Annotated in this window: 16 protein-coding genes; 3 read left to right on the top strand and 13 right to left on the bottom strand. The window is 51.8% G+C overall.

What is annotated here, in order from left to right; translation table 11 throughout:
* The first annotated feature begins 21 nt into the window (after nt 1–21).
* Complete coding sequence (locus LK436_RS09325) at nt 22–558, top strand: DUF4364 family protein (protein ID WP_008397819.1); 537 nt, start codon at nt 22–24, stop codon at nt 556–558.
* 53 nt (nt 559–611) lie between these two features.
* Nucleotides 612–926, top strand: a complete 315-nt coding sequence (locus LK436_RS09320; protein ID WP_008397817.1) for a hypothetical protein — start codon at nt 612–614, stop codon at nt 924–926.
* A 178-nt stretch (nt 927–1104) separates the two neighbouring features.
* On the opposite strand, the gene yihA is transcribed toward LK436_RS09320, so the two are convergent.
* From yihA to LK436_RS09285, 7 genes are all read right to left on the bottom strand, one after another.
* Entirely contained in the window at nt 1105–1722 is a 618-nt protein-coding gene (gene yihA, locus LK436_RS09315) for a ribosome biogenesis GTP-binding protein YihA/YsxC (protein ID WP_044931309.1), read from the bottom strand.
* Nucleotides 1723–1750: 28 nt separating this feature from the next.
* Entirely contained in the window at nt 1751–4222 is a 2472-nt protein-coding gene (lon, locus tag LK436_RS09310) for an endopeptidase La (protein ID WP_008397812.1), read from the bottom strand.
* 223 nt (nt 4223–4445) lie between these two features.
* Nucleotides 4446–5750 (bottom strand): ATP-dependent Clp protease ATP-binding subunit ClpX, encoded by a 1305-nt coding sequence (gene clpX, locus LK436_RS09305; RefSeq protein ID WP_015574845.1) that lies wholly within the window; start codon nt 5748–5750, stop codon nt 4446–4448.
* Between the two features lie 29 nt (nt 5751–5779).
* Nucleotides 5780–6361, bottom strand: coding sequence for an ATP-dependent Clp endopeptidase proteolytic subunit ClpP (gene clpP / locus LK436_RS09300; protein ID WP_008397808.1), 582 nt, complete (start codon nt 6359–6361; stop codon nt 5780–5782).
* 343 nt (nt 6362–6704) lie between these two features.
* Entirely contained in the window at nt 6705–7991 is a 1287-nt protein-coding gene (gene tig, locus LK436_RS09295; RefSeq protein WP_015574844.1) for a trigger factor, read from the bottom strand.
* Nucleotides 7992–8208: 217 nt separating this feature from the next.
* The gene (locus tag LK436_RS09290) at nt 8209–8775 is read right to left on the bottom strand and encodes a DJ-1 family glyoxalase III (RefSeq protein ID WP_008397805.1); all 567 of its coding nucleotides are present in this window, start codon (nt 8773–8775) and stop codon (nt 8209–8211) included.
* Between the two features lie 148 nt (nt 8776–8923).
* Nucleotides 8924–9709, bottom strand: coding sequence for a DUF975 family protein (locus tag LK436_RS09285; protein WP_227910020.1), 786 nt, complete (start codon nt 9707–9709; stop codon nt 8924–8926).
* Nucleotides 9710–10377: 668 nt separating this feature from the next.
* Here LK436_RS09285 and LK436_RS09280 point away from each other — a divergent pair.
* Nucleotides 10378–10851, top strand: coding sequence for a CYTH domain-containing protein (locus LK436_RS09280; RefSeq protein ID WP_008397801.1), 474 nt, complete (start codon nt 10378–10380; stop codon nt 10849–10851).
* 322 nt (nt 10852–11173) lie between these two features.
* On the opposite strand, the gene LK436_RS09275 is transcribed toward LK436_RS09280, so the two are convergent.
* From LK436_RS09275 to LK436_RS09250, 6 genes are all read right to left on the bottom strand, one after another.
* Nucleotides 11174–11401 carry a hypothetical protein gene (locus LK436_RS09275; RefSeq protein ID WP_008397798.1) on the bottom strand — a complete coding sequence of 76 codons (228 nt, stop codon included), beginning with the start codon at nt 11399–11401 and terminating at the stop codon, nt 11174–11176.
* A 43-nt stretch (nt 11402–11444) separates the two neighbouring features.
* A complete protein-coding gene (locus LK436_RS09270; protein ID WP_079700475.1) occupies nt 11445–13022 on the bottom strand; it encodes a recombinase family protein in 1578 nt (525 codons plus the stop codon).
* Between the two features lie 146 nt (nt 13023–13168).
* Complete coding sequence (locus LK436_RS09265; RefSeq protein WP_002334813.1) at nt 13169–13363, bottom strand: hypothetical protein; 195 nt, start codon at nt 13361–13363, stop codon at nt 13169–13171.
* A 72-nt stretch (nt 13364–13435) separates the two neighbouring features.
* Nucleotides 13436–14380, bottom strand: coding sequence for a MobV family relaxase (gene mobV / locus LK436_RS09260; RefSeq protein ID WP_008395975.1), 945 nt, complete (start codon nt 14378–14380; stop codon nt 13436–13438).
* A 183-nt stretch (nt 14381–14563) separates the two neighbouring features.
* A complete protein-coding gene (locus LK436_RS09255; protein WP_008395976.1) occupies nt 14564–14959 on the bottom strand; it encodes a replication initiator protein A in 396 nt (131 codons plus the stop codon).
* 111 nt (nt 14960–15070) lie between these two features.
* The gene (locus LK436_RS09250; RefSeq protein ID WP_044930679.1) at nt 15071–15484 is read right to left on the bottom strand and encodes a cysteine-rich VLP domain-containing protein; all 414 of its coding nucleotides are present in this window, start codon (nt 15482–15484) and stop codon (nt 15071–15073) included.
* Nucleotides 15485–15511: the final 27 nt, after the last annotated feature.

The raw sequence follows: 15511 nt of genomic DNA, 5'->3' as shown, positions 1-15511 counted from the left end.
TTCTTAAAAGGAGTTTTTGCCATGTTAGCTGAACCAATGACGTTATACAAGCTGATGAACCTCTACATGCTCAAGCAGGTAAATTTTCCTCTGACAAACGCCCAGCTCTCCAACTTTTTTCTGGACCGGGACTACACCACCTACTTCACCCTGCAGCAGGCCTTAAACGAGCTTCTGGAAGCCGGCCTCATCCGTCAGGAGACCCTGCGCAACAGTACCCGGTACGAAATCACGAAAGAGGGCGAAGATACGCTGGAATTTTTCGGAAAAACCATATCCCCCGCCATTGTGGAGGACATGGATCAATACCTGAAGGAAAACAGGTTCCGCATGCGCAATGAGGTGGGGCTGGTGTCCGATTTTTACAAATCCACCCACCAGGACTACACGGTTCACTGCGAGGTGCGGGAAGGCAAAAATGTCCTTGTAAGTCTCGATGTCTCCGTCCCCGACAAGGACCAGGCCGAGATGATGTGCAGCCACTGGAAGGACAAAAGCCAGGAAATCTATTCCTTTATCATGAAATCGCTGATGACAGATAAGCCGGTAAACCCATAACACGATACTGCTTCCCGGCTTTCTGAAACTTCTGCAAAAGAAAGGAGTTTCCCATGTTCAGACAGGCCAAAAAGGCCTCCTCTCTGCGATTTTCAGACCTGCTCCGGGGCGATCTGAGGGGGGCCAAAGTTCAGTTTAAAAAGAAATACAGAAAGATGAAGCGGAAGTATTACCTCTTCATCTTTCTCCCAGCAGTGCTCCTCGCCGTCGGCTACCGGGCGGCAGAAGAATACGCAGGGCTGAAGCGTCTCCAGGCCAGAAAGCTGGGCGCCAAGGCCGCTTCCGGCAAGGTTCAGGAGAAAGCGGAGACTTTCACGCCTGAAACCATTTCCCCGCAGCCCCTGTCGGAAAAGGGCCAAAAAGAATAAGCGAAGGAAGAGGTGCGGCCCTATGCCTGCCTGGGATCTGAAAAACGGACATCTCTCCGGTTAATCTTGCGGAGAATGTCCGTTTTTGCATCTTTTTCTTATACCGGCTCTGGTGAACCGGCGTCATTTGTTCTGACCGTTCTTATGATTCTATCCGATGGCTTTACCTTCTTTTCTCTTACCGGCTCTCCTGCCGGTCCGCCGCTTCCCTGCCGGCTGCAGTTTTTTCAATGAAGTCCCAGATCTCCTCTCTCCCCTGCTTCGTCTCAGCAGAAAACGGGATCAGCAGATCCTCCGGCCCCATGCCAAGGCCGGTGCGCACCATTTTTACATGCTTGGGCACCTGGCTTCTCTTCAGCTTGTCTAACTTTGTGGCAATAATCACCGGGCGGTAGCCCTGGTTCTGGATCCAGCTGTACATCAGCCTGTCATTCTCCGACGGCTCGTGGCGGATGTCAATGAGAAGGAACACGCATTTTAACATGGGGGATTTGTGCAGATAATTTTCAATCATCTTTCCCCACTTGGCCTTCACCTCCTCATTGGCCCTGGCATAGCCGTATCCCGGCAGATCCACGTAATAGAGGGCGTCATTAATATGGTAAAAATTGATGGTCTGCGTCTTTCCCGGCTGCGCTGAGGTTCTGGCATAGGATTTCCGGTTCATCAGCGCGTTGATCAGGGAGGATTTTCCCACATTGGACTTTCCTGCGAAGGCGAACTCCGGCTGGGTGTTCGCCGGGAGCCTGCTGGTCACTCCGCAGACCGTCTCCAAATCTACTTTTTTGATAATCATACTCGTTTCCGCCTCCTCACCTGTAATCCTAATCTGCAAAAGCCTCTTTCAGCACCTCGTCCATGGATTTTACAAAGACAATCTCCATTCCCTTCGTAATTTCCTTAGAGAGTTCCTCCACATCCGGCCGGTTCTTTGCGGGTACAAGCACCTTCTCCATATGGGCCATTCTGGCTGCCAGGAGCTTTTCCTTCAGCCCGCCGATGGGGAGCACCCTGCCCCTGAGCGTCACCTCTCCTGTCATGGCCGTCTTTGCGGATACCAGGCGGTTTGTGACTGCAGACATCATGGCCGTCGCCATGGTGATTCCGGCAGAAGGGCCGTCCTTGGGCACAGCTCCCTCAGGGATGTGGATGTGGATATCATGCTTTTCAAAGTAGCTGTTCTTGATACCGTAATTCTCAGCCACGGATCGCACATAGCTCAGGGCAGTCTGGGCGGATTCCTTCATCACATCTCCCATCTGGCCCGTGAGCTGGAGAGCTCCCTTGCCCGGCATCACATTGACCTCTATTTCCAGGGTGTCTCCTCCCACGCTGGTCCAGGCAAGTCCTCTCACAATTCCTACCTGATCCTCGTCGTTGGCGTCCTCATACTGGATCTTCTCGCGGCCCAGGTATTTTTCCAGGTTCTTCTCTGTGACGCGGATAACCTTAGCCGTCTTTTTGCCGGCTGCCTCCTCCGGTGTCCCCTTCACAGCTTTTTTCGCTCTGCGGGACTTTTCGGCCTTTTCCTCCTCAAGAGGCTCGATCAGGGTCACGGCCGCTTCCCTTGCCGCCTGCTTCTCAGCCTTCTCCCGGGCTTTCTGGTTCATCTTGTCTTCCAGGATCTCCCTTGCCGCCTTCCGGCAGATGTCTCCGATGCGCCGTTCCAGATTGCGGACCCCTGCCTCCCTGGTGTAATTGTGGATAATCTTTTCCAGGGCTGAGCCTGAGATGGACAGCTCCTCCTTTGTGAGACCGTGGCGCTCCATCTGCTTTCGGATCAGATAATTTTTTCCGATGTGGAATTTCTCATTCTCCGTGTAGCTGTTTACCTCGATAAGCTCCATTCGATCGAGAAGAGGGCCGGGGATCGTCTGGGTGGTATTTGCAGTGGCAATGAAGAGCACCTCCGAGAGATCGATGGGGATCTCCACGTAGTGATCCCGGAACTTCACATTCTGCTCACTGTCCAGAACCTCCAGAAGAGCCGAGGCGGTATCTCCCTTGTAATCGCTGCTCACCTTGTCGATCTCATCGAGAAGCATCAGAGGGTTCTTCACCCCTGCCTGCTTGAGCCCCTCCACGATACGTCCCGGCATGGCTCCCACGTAGGTTTTTCTGTGACCGCGAATCTCCGCCTCATCGTGGACGCCTCCCAGGCTGATTCTGACATACTTCTTTCCCAGTGCCCTGGCCACAGACCGGGCAATAGAGGTCTTTCCCGTTCCAGGCGGGCCCACCAGACAGAGGATTGGGCTGGTCCCCTTCTTTGTGAGGATTCTGACTGCCAGATACTCCAGCACCCTCTCCTTCACCTTCTCGAGTCCGTAGTGATCCTCGTTCAGGATCTCCTCCGCATGGCGCAGATCCGTGTTGTCCCTGGTCACCTTGTCCCAGGGAAGCTCCAGCACGGTTTCCAGGTAGGTTCTCAGAACATTGGCGTCCTGGCTTCCTCCCGGCATCCCCTTGAAACGCTCGATTTCCTTTGCGATCCGTTTCTTTACTTCCTTTCCGGCGCGGATGGTGCCAAGCTTCTCCTTCAGCTCGTCTGCATCCGATACCGGGTTATCCTCCCCCAGCTCCTCCCGGATTACCCGGAGCTGTTCCCGCAGAATATAGTCCCTCTGATTCTTGTCAATGGCAGCCTTCACCTTGCCCTGGAATTCCTTCTTTACCCGGAACACCTCAATCTCCGTCATGAGGATGCTCACCACCTGCTCATACTGGGCGCTCAGGTAAACCTGGTCAAGCACCTGCTGCTTGGCCGTAAATTCCCACGGAAACTGAACCGCAATCTGATTTAACAGCTCCGGAAGCTCTGTGATGGCAAGAAGGTTCGGAAGTACCTCCCTGGCTGCATTCTGGTTGATTCTCCCATACTCCTCCAGCTTCTCCTTCACAATCCGCAGCATGGCCTCAGACTCCACCGGGCCGATTCCCTCGTCATCCGTTTCCCGGATCTCCGCCTCTCCCTCCAGGTAGGAGCCGTCCTCATTCAGCTCCAGAAGCTCAGCGCGGATTTCTCCCTCCGCCATAACACGGATCACGCCGCCCGGCAGCTTGACTAACTGCTTTACCATGGCGATGGTTCCCATGTGGTACAGATCGGCAATTCCGGGATTCATCTCCTCGGTCCTTCTCTGTGTCACCAGAAGCACCTTCTGATCCCCTACCATGGCCTTCTCCACGGCTGCAATGGACTTTTTCCTGCTTATATCAAAGCTAATAATCATCTGCGGCAGCACAGTCAGCCCGCGAAGCGCCACCACAGGTATGGTCAGTTGTCTGTTTTCCATTCAATTCTCCTAGTATTCTATCCGGTTTCTGCAAAAGCACATTCCATGCTTTCCAGAAAACGGACCATTTTTCAGACAGGCATTTTTCCTAAGCCAAAAAGGGATCTGTAATGACCTACAGATCCCCTCTGCCCGTCAGGGCCCGGCGGGATGCGGCCCTCAGCAGGAGCAGGGAAAAGCTCCCTCCTTCCGTGAAGTCCGGGGGCCTTTCCTCTGCGCCAGCCTAGGCGATCTCGCCTGTCTTATCCTTCTTTAAGCGTCCGGCAAATGACTTGCGGGGTACCGTATTCTCTCTGTATACAATCTCCGGCCCGCATTTGCCTTCCACCACATCCTTCGTAATCGTGCAGATGCCGATGCTGCTGTCAGACGGAATTTCGTACATAATGTCCATCATTACTGATTCCATGATGGCTCTGAGTCCTCTGGCCCCCGTCTTTCTCTCCACTGCCATATGGGCGATGGAATACAGAGCATCGTCTGTAAATTCCAGCTTCACGCCGTCCAGGTCAAACAGGGCCTGGTACTGCTTTACAATCGCATTTTTCGGCCTGGAGAGAATCTCCACCAGCGCCTCCTCATTCAGCGATTTCAGCGCGACAGTCACCGGAACACGTCCGATAAATTCCGGGATCAGTCCAAACTTTGTCAGATCCTCCGGCATCACCTGGGCTAACATCTCGTCAATATCGGAATTCTGTCTGTCAGCGATCTCCACCTCGAAGCCGATGGAACCGGCTCCCAGACGGTTCTCCACAATCTTCTCGAGACCGTCAAAGGCACCGCCGCAGATGAACAGAATGTTGGTCGTGTCAATCTGCAGAAGCTCCTGCTGCGGGTGCTTTCTGCCTCCCTGAGGCGGAACGCTGGCAACGGTTCCCTCCAGGATCTTTAAGAGCGCCTGCTGAACACCCTCACCGGAAACGTCCCTGGTGATGGATACATTCTCGGATTTCTTCGTGATCTTGTCGATCTCGTCAATATAGATGATTCCATACTCAGCCTTGCTGATGTCGTAGTCAGCCGCCTGGATAATCTTGAGGAGAATATTCTCCACATCCTCGCCCACATATCCGGCCTCAGTCAGCGTTGTAGCGTCAGCAACGGCAAACGGCACATTTAAGATTTTGGCCAGGGTATTGGCCAGATACGTTTTTCCTGAGCCTGTCGGGCCCAGCATCAGGATATTGCTCTTCTGAAGGTCCACATCCTGGGAGCCCTGGGAAGTGATTCTCTTATAGTGGTTATACACGGCCACAGAGAGCACCTTTTTGGCCTCCTCCTGCCCCACCACGTACTCATCCAGAAATTCCTTGATCTCCTTTGGCTTTAACAGATTGATTCCGCTGAAGTCAAGTCCTCCCCTGTTGTCTGCGTCTCCAAGCTCCTCCTCCAGAATCTCTGCACACAGCTCAATACAGTCGTCACAGATATACACGCCGTTGGAACCGGCGATCATCTTTCTGACCTGCTCCTGTGTCTTTCCGCAGAAAGAGCATCTGATATTGTCGTCTTGTCTGCCTGGCATTCGCCCACCTCTACTCTCTCTCTTCATAATCAGCGGCCTGCAATGACACGGTCAATCAGTCCATACTTCAGCGCTTCCTCAGCTGTCATATAGTTGTCGCGATCCGTATCCCTCTCGATGACCTCATACGGCTGGCCTGTATTGGCTGCCAGAATCTCATTTAACTTTTTCTTCGTTCTGAGAATGTTCTCAGCGACAATCTGAATCTCTGTCGCCTGTCCTCTGGCTCCGCCGGACGGCTGGTGAATCATAACCTCCGCATTTGGAAGAGCCAGTCTCTTTCCCTTTGCCCCTCCTGCCAGAAGGAAGGCGCCCATGCTGGCTGCCATGCCGACGCAGATAGTGGAAACATCACACTTAATGTAGTTCATCGTATCGTAGATAGCCATTCCAGCCGTCACAGAACCGCCCGGGCTGTTGATGTAGAGGTGAATATCCTTATTGGGATCCTCAGACTCCAGGAACAGAAGCTGCGCCACAATCAGACTTGCGGACACGTCTGTTACCTCCTCGCCCAGAAATACGATACGCTCCTTGAGCAGTCTGGAAAAAATGTCATAGGAACGCTCGCCGCGGCTGGTGGATTCAATGACGTAAGGTACTAAACTCATATAATGCCTCCTATTCTAATAAAAAGGTATGCGCCCCGCCGCGCATATGCACGGAGAGGCCATGAATTTTCCTGAAAAACAAAAAGCATAGGGGCGCCGGAAACTTCCGATATCCGGCAGACGGCGGCCCTGCTTTCAGAAAGCCCTGGCCGCCGTCCTCCTACCGTTATTTTGCAGCACTCCCTGTCAGTGTCATCTGCCCTGTGGAATTGTTCATCCTCCCGCCGGAGTCCGGCAAAGCCTGCGCCCTGCCGCTCTCCCGCGCTTGGAATCCCTGCTGATTTTCTTTTGCTTAAGCCCTCAGCTCGTCACCGAGCTGGGACATCCTTCTGAGCCTGCCGGCTTATACTAACTTAGCCTCAGCTACCAGAAGCTCAACTGCCTTCTTGACAGCCAGATCCTTCTTCATCTGCTCAAGCTCGCGCTCACCTAAAAGGCCCTTTAACTTGTCAGCCTCCATCTTGTAAGCCTCTGCCATCTTCGCGATCTCGGCGTCGATATCCTCCTCTGGCACCTCAATCTTCTCAGCCTCGGCAACCTTCTCCAGAACCAGGCCTGTCCTGATCTGTCTTACTGCCTGCGGCTTCATCTGATCCATGATGTTCTCTCTTGTCATGCCTGTGAACTGCATGTACTGGTTGATATCCAGTCCCTGGCTCTGAAGCCTTCTTGCATAGTCGTCAAACATGCTGCGAAGACGTGTCTTGATCATAGCCTCCGGAATATCCATCTGAGCATTGTCTGTAACCTTGTCGATTACCTTATTCTCATTCTCAGCCTCTGCTGTCTTCTCTTTTCTCTCAGTCAGAGTCTTCTTTAAGTTCTCTTTGTACTCAGCCAGTGTCTCGAAATCAGAAACCTCGCTTGCAAACTCATCGTTTAACTCAGGAAGCTCCTTTACCTTGATCTCCTTCACTGTAACCTCAAATTTTGCTGGCTTTCCTGCCAGATCCTTTGCGTGGTACTCAGTTGGGAATGTTACCTCAATCTCCTTTGTCTCGCCGATGTTCATGCCGACCATCTGCTCCTCAAATGTATCGATGAAGGAGTGGGAACCAATGGTGAGAGGGTAATCCTTGCCCTCGCCGCCTGCAAAGGCCTTTCCGTCTACGTATCCCTTGAAGTCGATTACAGTCTGATCTCCGTCAGCAACCGGTCTGTCTGTAACAGCAACCAGTCTGGAGTTTCTGTCCTGAACGCTCTTTAATTCCTTCTCAACGTCCTCGTCTGTGACAGTGGCATCAGTCTTCTCAACCTCTACTCCCTTGTACTCTCCTAATGTCACCTCTGGCTTTAATGCAACAGTGGCTGTGTAAATAAATGGCTTGCCCTTCTCAATCTGAACTACCTCGATCTCAGGAGAGGAAACGATCTCCTCCTCGCATGCCTCAAGCTCTCTCGGGTAGGACATGTCGATCACTGCATTTGCTGCATCCTCATAGAAGATGCCTGCGCCGTACATTTTCTCAATCATGGCCTGCGGAGCCTTTCCGCGTCTGAAGCCAGGAATGTTAAATCTCGTTTTATTGTGATTGTAAGCTGCCTTCATCGCCTTCTCGAACTCTTCAGCGGACACCTCGATTGTAAGTTTTGCCATGTTTTTTTCTAATTTTTCTACCTGTAAACTCATTGTAAGGGTTCCTCCTTTAATATATGTGAACCGCCGTATCATCTGGGCGTTACACTTCAAGATAGCATTATAGCATATGTATTGCGTAAACGCCAGTAGAAAATCACGTTTTTCAGGAGTTTTTTCATCTGTTTTCAGGAATTTTCCGGCGTTTTTCCGCAGTCTGGCACCTGTCCGGCAGGAAAAAGGAAAAAGCGGGGGCTCTGCCCCGCTTTCGTTAGAGCATATCCGGATTCTGATCGTACTGGATAGCTGCCTTCACCTCTGCCGCATGCTCCCTGCTTGTGAGAAGCCCGAGGAGCTCAAGCCCCAGATCAAGGGCATAGCCAAGCCCCCTTGCCGTCGTAATCATTCCGTCTGTCACCACTCCCCGGGTGGTATGGACTGCGCCTCCCAGCGCGCCCTCAAAGCCTGGATAGCAGGTAGCCGTCTTCCCTTTTAAGAGTCCGAGGCTTCCCAGCACGCTGGGCGCTGCACAGATGGCTGCCAGCCTCTTGCCCTCTCCCGCTGCTTTCACCAGGGCGCTGCACAGCTTCTCGCAGCTTCCCAGATGCTTCGTTCCAGGCATTCCTCCCGGAAGAAAGTACACATCCGGCCTGTCCAGATCCACCTCATCGAGGACGGCGTCCGCCGTAATGTGAAAGCCGTGGGAGCCTGTCACCTCTCTCCTGTCAGAAATCGATACGAGCGTCACATCCACGCCGCCCCGGATCAGCACATCTACTGCCGCCAGGCACTCCACCTCCTCAAGTCCGTCTGCAAGAAATGCGTATACCTCTGCCATTTTGATTCCTCCTGATTCTCTGTGTTTTTATTTTTTTCCGTTTCCAGTGTATCTCTGTTTCCCGGTTTCCATTGTATCAGAGAGCTGGCTGTCTTTCCAGCTCCCCGGTTTCTTCTCCTATGCCCGGTCTGTCCCGGCCGCTTTGATTCTATTCCTGGTTTTCATAGCCTCCCCAGCCTTCATTTTCCGTTTCGCCGGATGAATCCGTGTTTCTCTCCCCGAAGCCCCTGAGAGGAAATCCGCTCACGCTGTTTCTGAGCTCTGCATAGACCTCAGCCTCCGCCGCACTCACATAGGGCGCCACAAAAAAGAGTCCGATTCCGCAGGCCAGGATTCCCAGCAGATACCAGCCCAGGAAGGAGAGGTCGAACAGGAAGAGCTGGAACTTGCTTCCTCTCATCATATCCTTCGTCAGTGCAAACACATCCCTCATGTCAGCGTCCGGATTTTCTGAGAGAATATAGGGGATCATCCGGTATTCAAAGGATTTGACAATTCCCGGGATAATCAGCAGAAGGGTCCACAAAAACAGGAACAGATCCCGAAAGAACATGATTTTTACGATATTTCCATAGCTGCCCGATGAGAAGGCATACAGAATCCTGCTGACTCCCACGGAGAAGCCTTCCGCCCTGCTCTCCATGAAAAACCGGTATACGCCCACTTCCATGGGGTTCAGCACAAAGATCCTGACTAACAGCCCCACCAGACCGGAGATAGCCACAAAGCTGAGCAAAAGCCCTGCTGCCATATCCCATATCCCGTAAAACGCGCCTCCCTCCATGATTCCCTCTATCAGGCTGTCGATATCCACCCGGAACACTTCTCCCAGTCCCGATGCCAGGCTGAATATCAGAAGCAGCAGGAACGCCGGCCAGTAGTAAAGCCCGATCTGTCTCCATCCGCGTCTTTTCACTTCTCCAATCGACCACATATACCCATTCCTCCTTTTTTCCGAATCCGTCTGACCAGCCCTTGAATTTCCAAAATTTTCGGGCCGGTAAGGGATCCTGCCTGTATTAATATCAATATACATATCCTTTGGATATGATATTCTCTCCAAGGTATGTGCAGATATAATGCCCGCTCTGCGGTCATTATGCCATATCCTCCGGATATGACAGCCTCCGGCGGAATTTAGCGCCCGGCTTTCAGCAGTGCATGCTGAAACCGGTATGCGCAGGTATAATAACCGCTCTGCGGTCATTATATCACAGGCACAGCCTGTGATCGTCATTCGCCGCTCGCCTTGCGTGAGCAAGCTCCCACAGGCTCGCTTGCGCTCATTATATCATAAATCCACAAGAAATTCCCTTAATATTTTCTAACAGTTTCTGAAGTTTTCCAAATCGGCATCCTCTGCCCTTTATGATTCTTTCAATTCCGGCTTCCTGACCTCGCTGTTTTTTATTTTTCCATGCCTATACCCCTTAATCCCGGTCTTTATGTGCCTGTCCGGCCTTTTCGCCCGGCTGATTGTCCATATTGCTGCCGTTTTATTCTGCTTTTATTTTTGCTTTTTTCATGTATAATATGTTTACAGAGAATTGTCTGCTGTGTTTTTATCTATTTTATGACTCATGAATCGGGGAGTGAATATCCATGGAAATTGAACGCAAATATCTCATTGACCGGTCTCTTATGCCGACAGACTGTCTGTCCCGGCCGTTTCATCAGATCGAACAGGCTTATCTGTCCACGGACCCTGTTGTCCGTGTCCGCAGGGAAGATGACAGCTTTTACCTCACCTACAAATCCCGCGGAAAAATGATTCGGGAAGAGTACAACCTGCCTCTGACCGCCGAATCCTACGCTCACCTTCTGTCGAAGGCAGACGGGATCGTGCTGACGAAGAAACGGTACCTGATCCCTCTCGGCCAGGCAGAGGCAGAAGCAGGGCTTACCATTGAGCTGGACGTATTTGAGGGGGCCTATGAGGGACTGATTCTGGCGGAGGTGGAATTTTCCTCCGAGGAGGCGGCCCTCTCCTTTGTACCGCCTTCCTGGTTTGGGCGCGAGGTTACCTTTACAGGAGAGTACCAGAACAGTGTCCTGGCCATGAAGACAGACAGATGAAACGAAAAATCCTGAATCCCAAAGCCTGAGTGCAGAATTTCAGGAGGGGAACGCCAGGCGGGAAGAGCTGGTGAAGCCATCAAAAAATTGAAAGGGCTGTCGGTTAATACCGATTTTTAACCCCTGACATGCAGGGAAGAGACAATCCCGGAGAATTCGGACTTTTTTAGGACCGAATTCTCTGCCGGATTGCCTCTTCCTTTTTCTTCCTCTCATTCTAGGGCGCAGAATCCCCTTATTCGGATTTTTTGAAGCGCTCCATCCGTTAAGCGGCTTTCTGCTCCTTTTTTCCTTCGTATTTCTCGATTTCATGCTGCAGGAATCAGTGGTATTTCTGGATATTCGCATTGGATTCCTCCCGCAGCTCTTCCCACCGTTCATTGTTCTTCATGACTTTATTGCGGTCTGGATTCTTTTCCGCATTGTATCTGTAAAGACATCTGGATTTATGCTCACAGCAGCTGCAGTCCGCATCAGGTTCTGTTAGCTTTCGTTTCCTGTTTTCTTCAATGACCTTCCGGACTCTGGCCATTCCTTCAATCAAAAACATATGGGCATCCCCGGTATCACATAGTTAAAAATATTGGTGTCATTTAATCAATTTTGCCGATAAAGCGGTAGAAGATTTCTACCTCCTGTTCCCGGCTTCCGTCCTCACCTTTGACCGCTTCATGGACAACGATTTTTTCAATCAGCGTATTCAAAAGTTCGGCGGTCAGTTCTGTTGGATTGACGCACTCTTTCATCAAGGCAATCCATTTTTCTGCGTCTGCGGCGTTCTGGCTTTCAGTGGCGATAGCGGATTGAAGCTGTTCAATCTTTGTGTCCAGTTCAGCCTGTTCGCTCTGGTACTTCCCGGACAGCATAGAGAAGTTGTATTCTGTGATACGCCCCGCCGCCCAGTCCTCATACATCCGGGCAAACAGGGTATCGACTTCGGCTTTCCGCTTCTCCGCTTTGTTCAACTCTGCGGCTTGCTTCTTTCTTGCGGCGGCCTGTCCCTTGTCATTGGCGTTTAACAGCCGCTTCAAGAGCCGTTCTTCATCATGCTGTACCAGCCCCGACCAGTATTGCAGACGGGAGAGGACATAGGCGTAAAGCACATCATAGCGGATATAATGCATGGAGCATTGGCGTGTGCCCTGTCCGTACTTGCTACAATGATAATGGCCGTAAGGCTTGCTGTTCTGCCTGTTCTCCCCATAGGACAACGACCAGCCGCAATCCGAACATTTTACCAATCCGGAAAAAATCTGTGTTGTACCGTCCTTGCATTTTCTGCGGCGGTTTGCTATCTGCTCCTGTACCTGCCGGAAAACCTGTTCGCTGATAATCGGCTCCTGCGTGTTCTCCACCCGCACCCATTCACTTTGGGGCTTGCGTATCCTCCGCTTGTTCTTAAAGGAAATGTTTGTTTCCCGGTAGTGGATGGTATGGCCGATATAGGTTTCGTCTTTCATAATGCTCTTGACCTGCGCTATCGTCCATGCGTAGCTTTTTTCCTCTGGCGCACCCGCATAGATGTTTGCGAAAGTCCCGTCACGCTGGAAGTTGATAAATCCCGGCGTGGGAACCTTTTCCGCAATCAGTATTCTTGTGATACTGGCCGCCCCTCTGCCATGAATGGCGAGGTCAAAAATCTTCTCCACTATCCAGCGGGTTTCCTCGTCGATTATCAGCTTGTTTTTGATTTCCGGGTGTTTCCTGTACCCGATGGGAGCATAAGCGCCGATACGCTGTCCTGTGGCAAACTTTGCTTTGAAAGCGGCCTTTACCTTGCGGCTTGTATCTTTCGCAAACCATTCATTGAACAGGTTTTTGAACGGGACAAAATCGGAAAGCCCTTTCTCTGTGTCCTCATTCTCCGCAACGGCGATGTAGCGCACCCGTTTTTCCGGGAACAGAAATTCCAGATAGTAGTCCATCATCACATGTTCCCGCCCGAAACGGGAAAGGTCTTTCGTGACAATGCAGTTTACTTTTCCGGCTTCCACATCGTCCATCATGCGCTGAAAATCCGGGCGTTCAAAGTTCGTCCCCGACCAGCCATCGTCCACATACTCACCGACTACATGAAGTCCCTGTTCCTTTGCGTACTGTTGCAGGATTGTCCGCTGTGTTTCAATGCTTACGCTGTCACCATAGTTTTCATCGTCCCGGCTCAATCTCATATAAAGCGCCGTGTTGTAAATCGTAGTATTGTAAGGTTGTTTCACCGTTAAAAATCCTCCTTCTTAAAGAAACAACCCACGCTTACAATACTTTTGCTCTATGGCAATTATATCATAAGCGTGGGCGTGTTATCAATGATGGGCTATCAGGTTGAAGCGGCTTTTTCTGCGGTATGCCGCACCACATCTACAATCAGATCACCGAGGGGCTTCCCGCCTGCGGCGAAGTGTTCGGAGATTTTTATACGGTTGTTCCCACATACAAAATACTGCGTGCCGTTCTCTGCTTGTATGACCTGCCCTGTCCGGGGCGTAAAAATATCGCTTTCGCTTTTTGCCATCCAGTGTCCTCCATATTCAGTTTTCAAGGTACAATGCCGCACAGGGGCGGCGAAAATTTCTGCTTATATCTATCACCTTTCCTTTACTGTGTGCCGCTGTTGCCGTTTCACCTGCGCCAGCACTTCCGGCGGGATACGGTCAACGAAATTGCGGAGATTGTGTAATTCGCTTTCCAGCGTTGCCCGTTCCATGCGGTCTTTCATCTTGCCTTGCTCACTGGCCTTTGCCCTTGCTTCCAGCTTTTTGTTTTCTTCCAGCAGGTCATTGATTGTGACCTTGTACTTTTTCAACTGCCCGGAGAAGTTCTCCATCTGCGGGAACCACTTTTTCAGCATGAAGAGGGCTTCCTCTTTTTTCTTTCCGGCGTTCAGCGGGTTAATGCCGTCAAGGGCGGCTTCAATGGCTCTGGCCTGTTTGGAGAGGGAAACCGCCTGTTTGAAAAGCCGGGTGGGGATATGCTTCCGGCCTGTCTTGCTGGCACTCTCCCCACGCTCCAAGTCGGGATATTTCACCACCATATAGGCGTGAAAATCGTCCTGCCACTTCGTCAGGTTTGCCCGGTTGCCGATAATCTCCTTTGCACACAGGCGGTTGTCCTTTGTCAGCGGAACAAAGGTCAAATGCAGGTGGGGCGTTTTCTCGTCCATGTGTACCACCGCCGACACGATATTTTCCCGTCCTACCCGGCCAATGAGGAAATCTGCCGCCCTTTGGAAGAACGCCTGTATCTCCTTTGGAGATTTCCCCTTGAAAAACTCCGGGCTGGCGGTTATCAGCGTATCGACAAACCGTGTGCTGTCCTTGCGGGTTCGGCATCCGGCCTGCTCGATACGGCTCTGAATGAAGTGGTAATAGCGTCCCTCCGGCTTGACGATATGGAAATTGTATTTGCTCCGGCTTGTGTCAATGTCGGGGTTACTGGCGTATTGTTCTTTCTGCCTTTCGTGATGGGCTTCCAGCGGCCTTGCCGGGTTGCCCTTGTGCTTCTCAAACCGCAAAATTGCGTGTTGTGCCATTCTGCTCCTTTCCCCATTCCTTTCCTATCCTGGGTTTTCCACAGGGAAAATCCTGCCAGAATTATCTCTGATACGATAGGAATGGAATGGATATAAATAAATCATTTTAATCTTTGTATTTCTATATACCGTCCGGTTTTCGTACTTTAGGGGGGCGGTTTCCGTACTTCAAGGGTACGGTTTTCAGTCCTCCGGCGTACCAGAACGGGATTTCTTGAAGTCGGTGTTTGGAACCGCTTCATAGGATTTTGGAAAAATGCGGTTGGGTTTTCCACAGCCCTGCTTCTGGATCTCCACCAGTCCGGCGTATTGCAGTTCCCGCAGGGTGTTCACCGCTTTCTGCCGCCCACAGTGGAGCAGGTCAACCACTTCGCAGATAGGGTAATACAGGAAAATCCGTCCGCAGTCATCCGCCCACCCATTCTTGCGGGATAACTCTGTCCGGCGCAGGATAAAGGTGTACAGAACCTTTGCCTCGTTAGACAGGGGCTTGAATGTGGGGGCTTCAAAGAGAAAATTCGGGAGCCGGGTGAAGCTGAACGCCTTTTCCGGCTGATGAATGTAAATCGTGTTTGTCATATCGTGTTTTGTGGACGGTTAGAAGCCCGTTTTCCGGGGCGGGCGATACTTTATACCACCTGCCCCGGTTTGGGGCTTGCGGAGCCTAATAAATCAAGGCTTTTTTCGCTCCTAACTGTCCACAGCAGACCTCCTTTTCCGTTCACTTTCTGTTTTCTGCCGCCTGTGAACTCTGGCGGCACAGCCGGGGCAGTATTTTGCCCGGTTGGATTTGGGGACGAACACACCGCCGCAGACCACACAGCGTTTCAAGTCCTTATCCCGGAAAATCTCCGCTTCCAGCGTCCCGTCCAGCGGCAAGACCGCCCAGCGGAACCACTTACAGCAGACCGAGAAAGAAACTGTCTGCGGGCAGGTGCAGGTGTCCCCATCATCAAGGACAATGCAGTTGCCGTCCTCACAGCAACAGCACTCCTGGCGTATCAGGCTGGCCGCCTGTTTCCTTTGCGCCGGTGTCATGCGGTAAAGGGAACCGTCCGGCCTGCGTTCCAGCGGCGGCAAGTCTTTATAGGGGTTATCTCTCATGCGTTCCCTCCATTTTGCTTTCCGTTG

This window comes from Clostridium sp. M62/1 (genome assembly GCF_020736365.1).
GTDB classification, from domain to species: Bacteria; Bacillota; Clostridia; order Lachnospirales; family Lachnospiraceae; genus Otoolea; species Otoolea saccharolyticum_A.
Note: the sequence above shows the minus strand (reverse complement) of the source record. Positions and strands in the feature narration are given on the sequence as shown.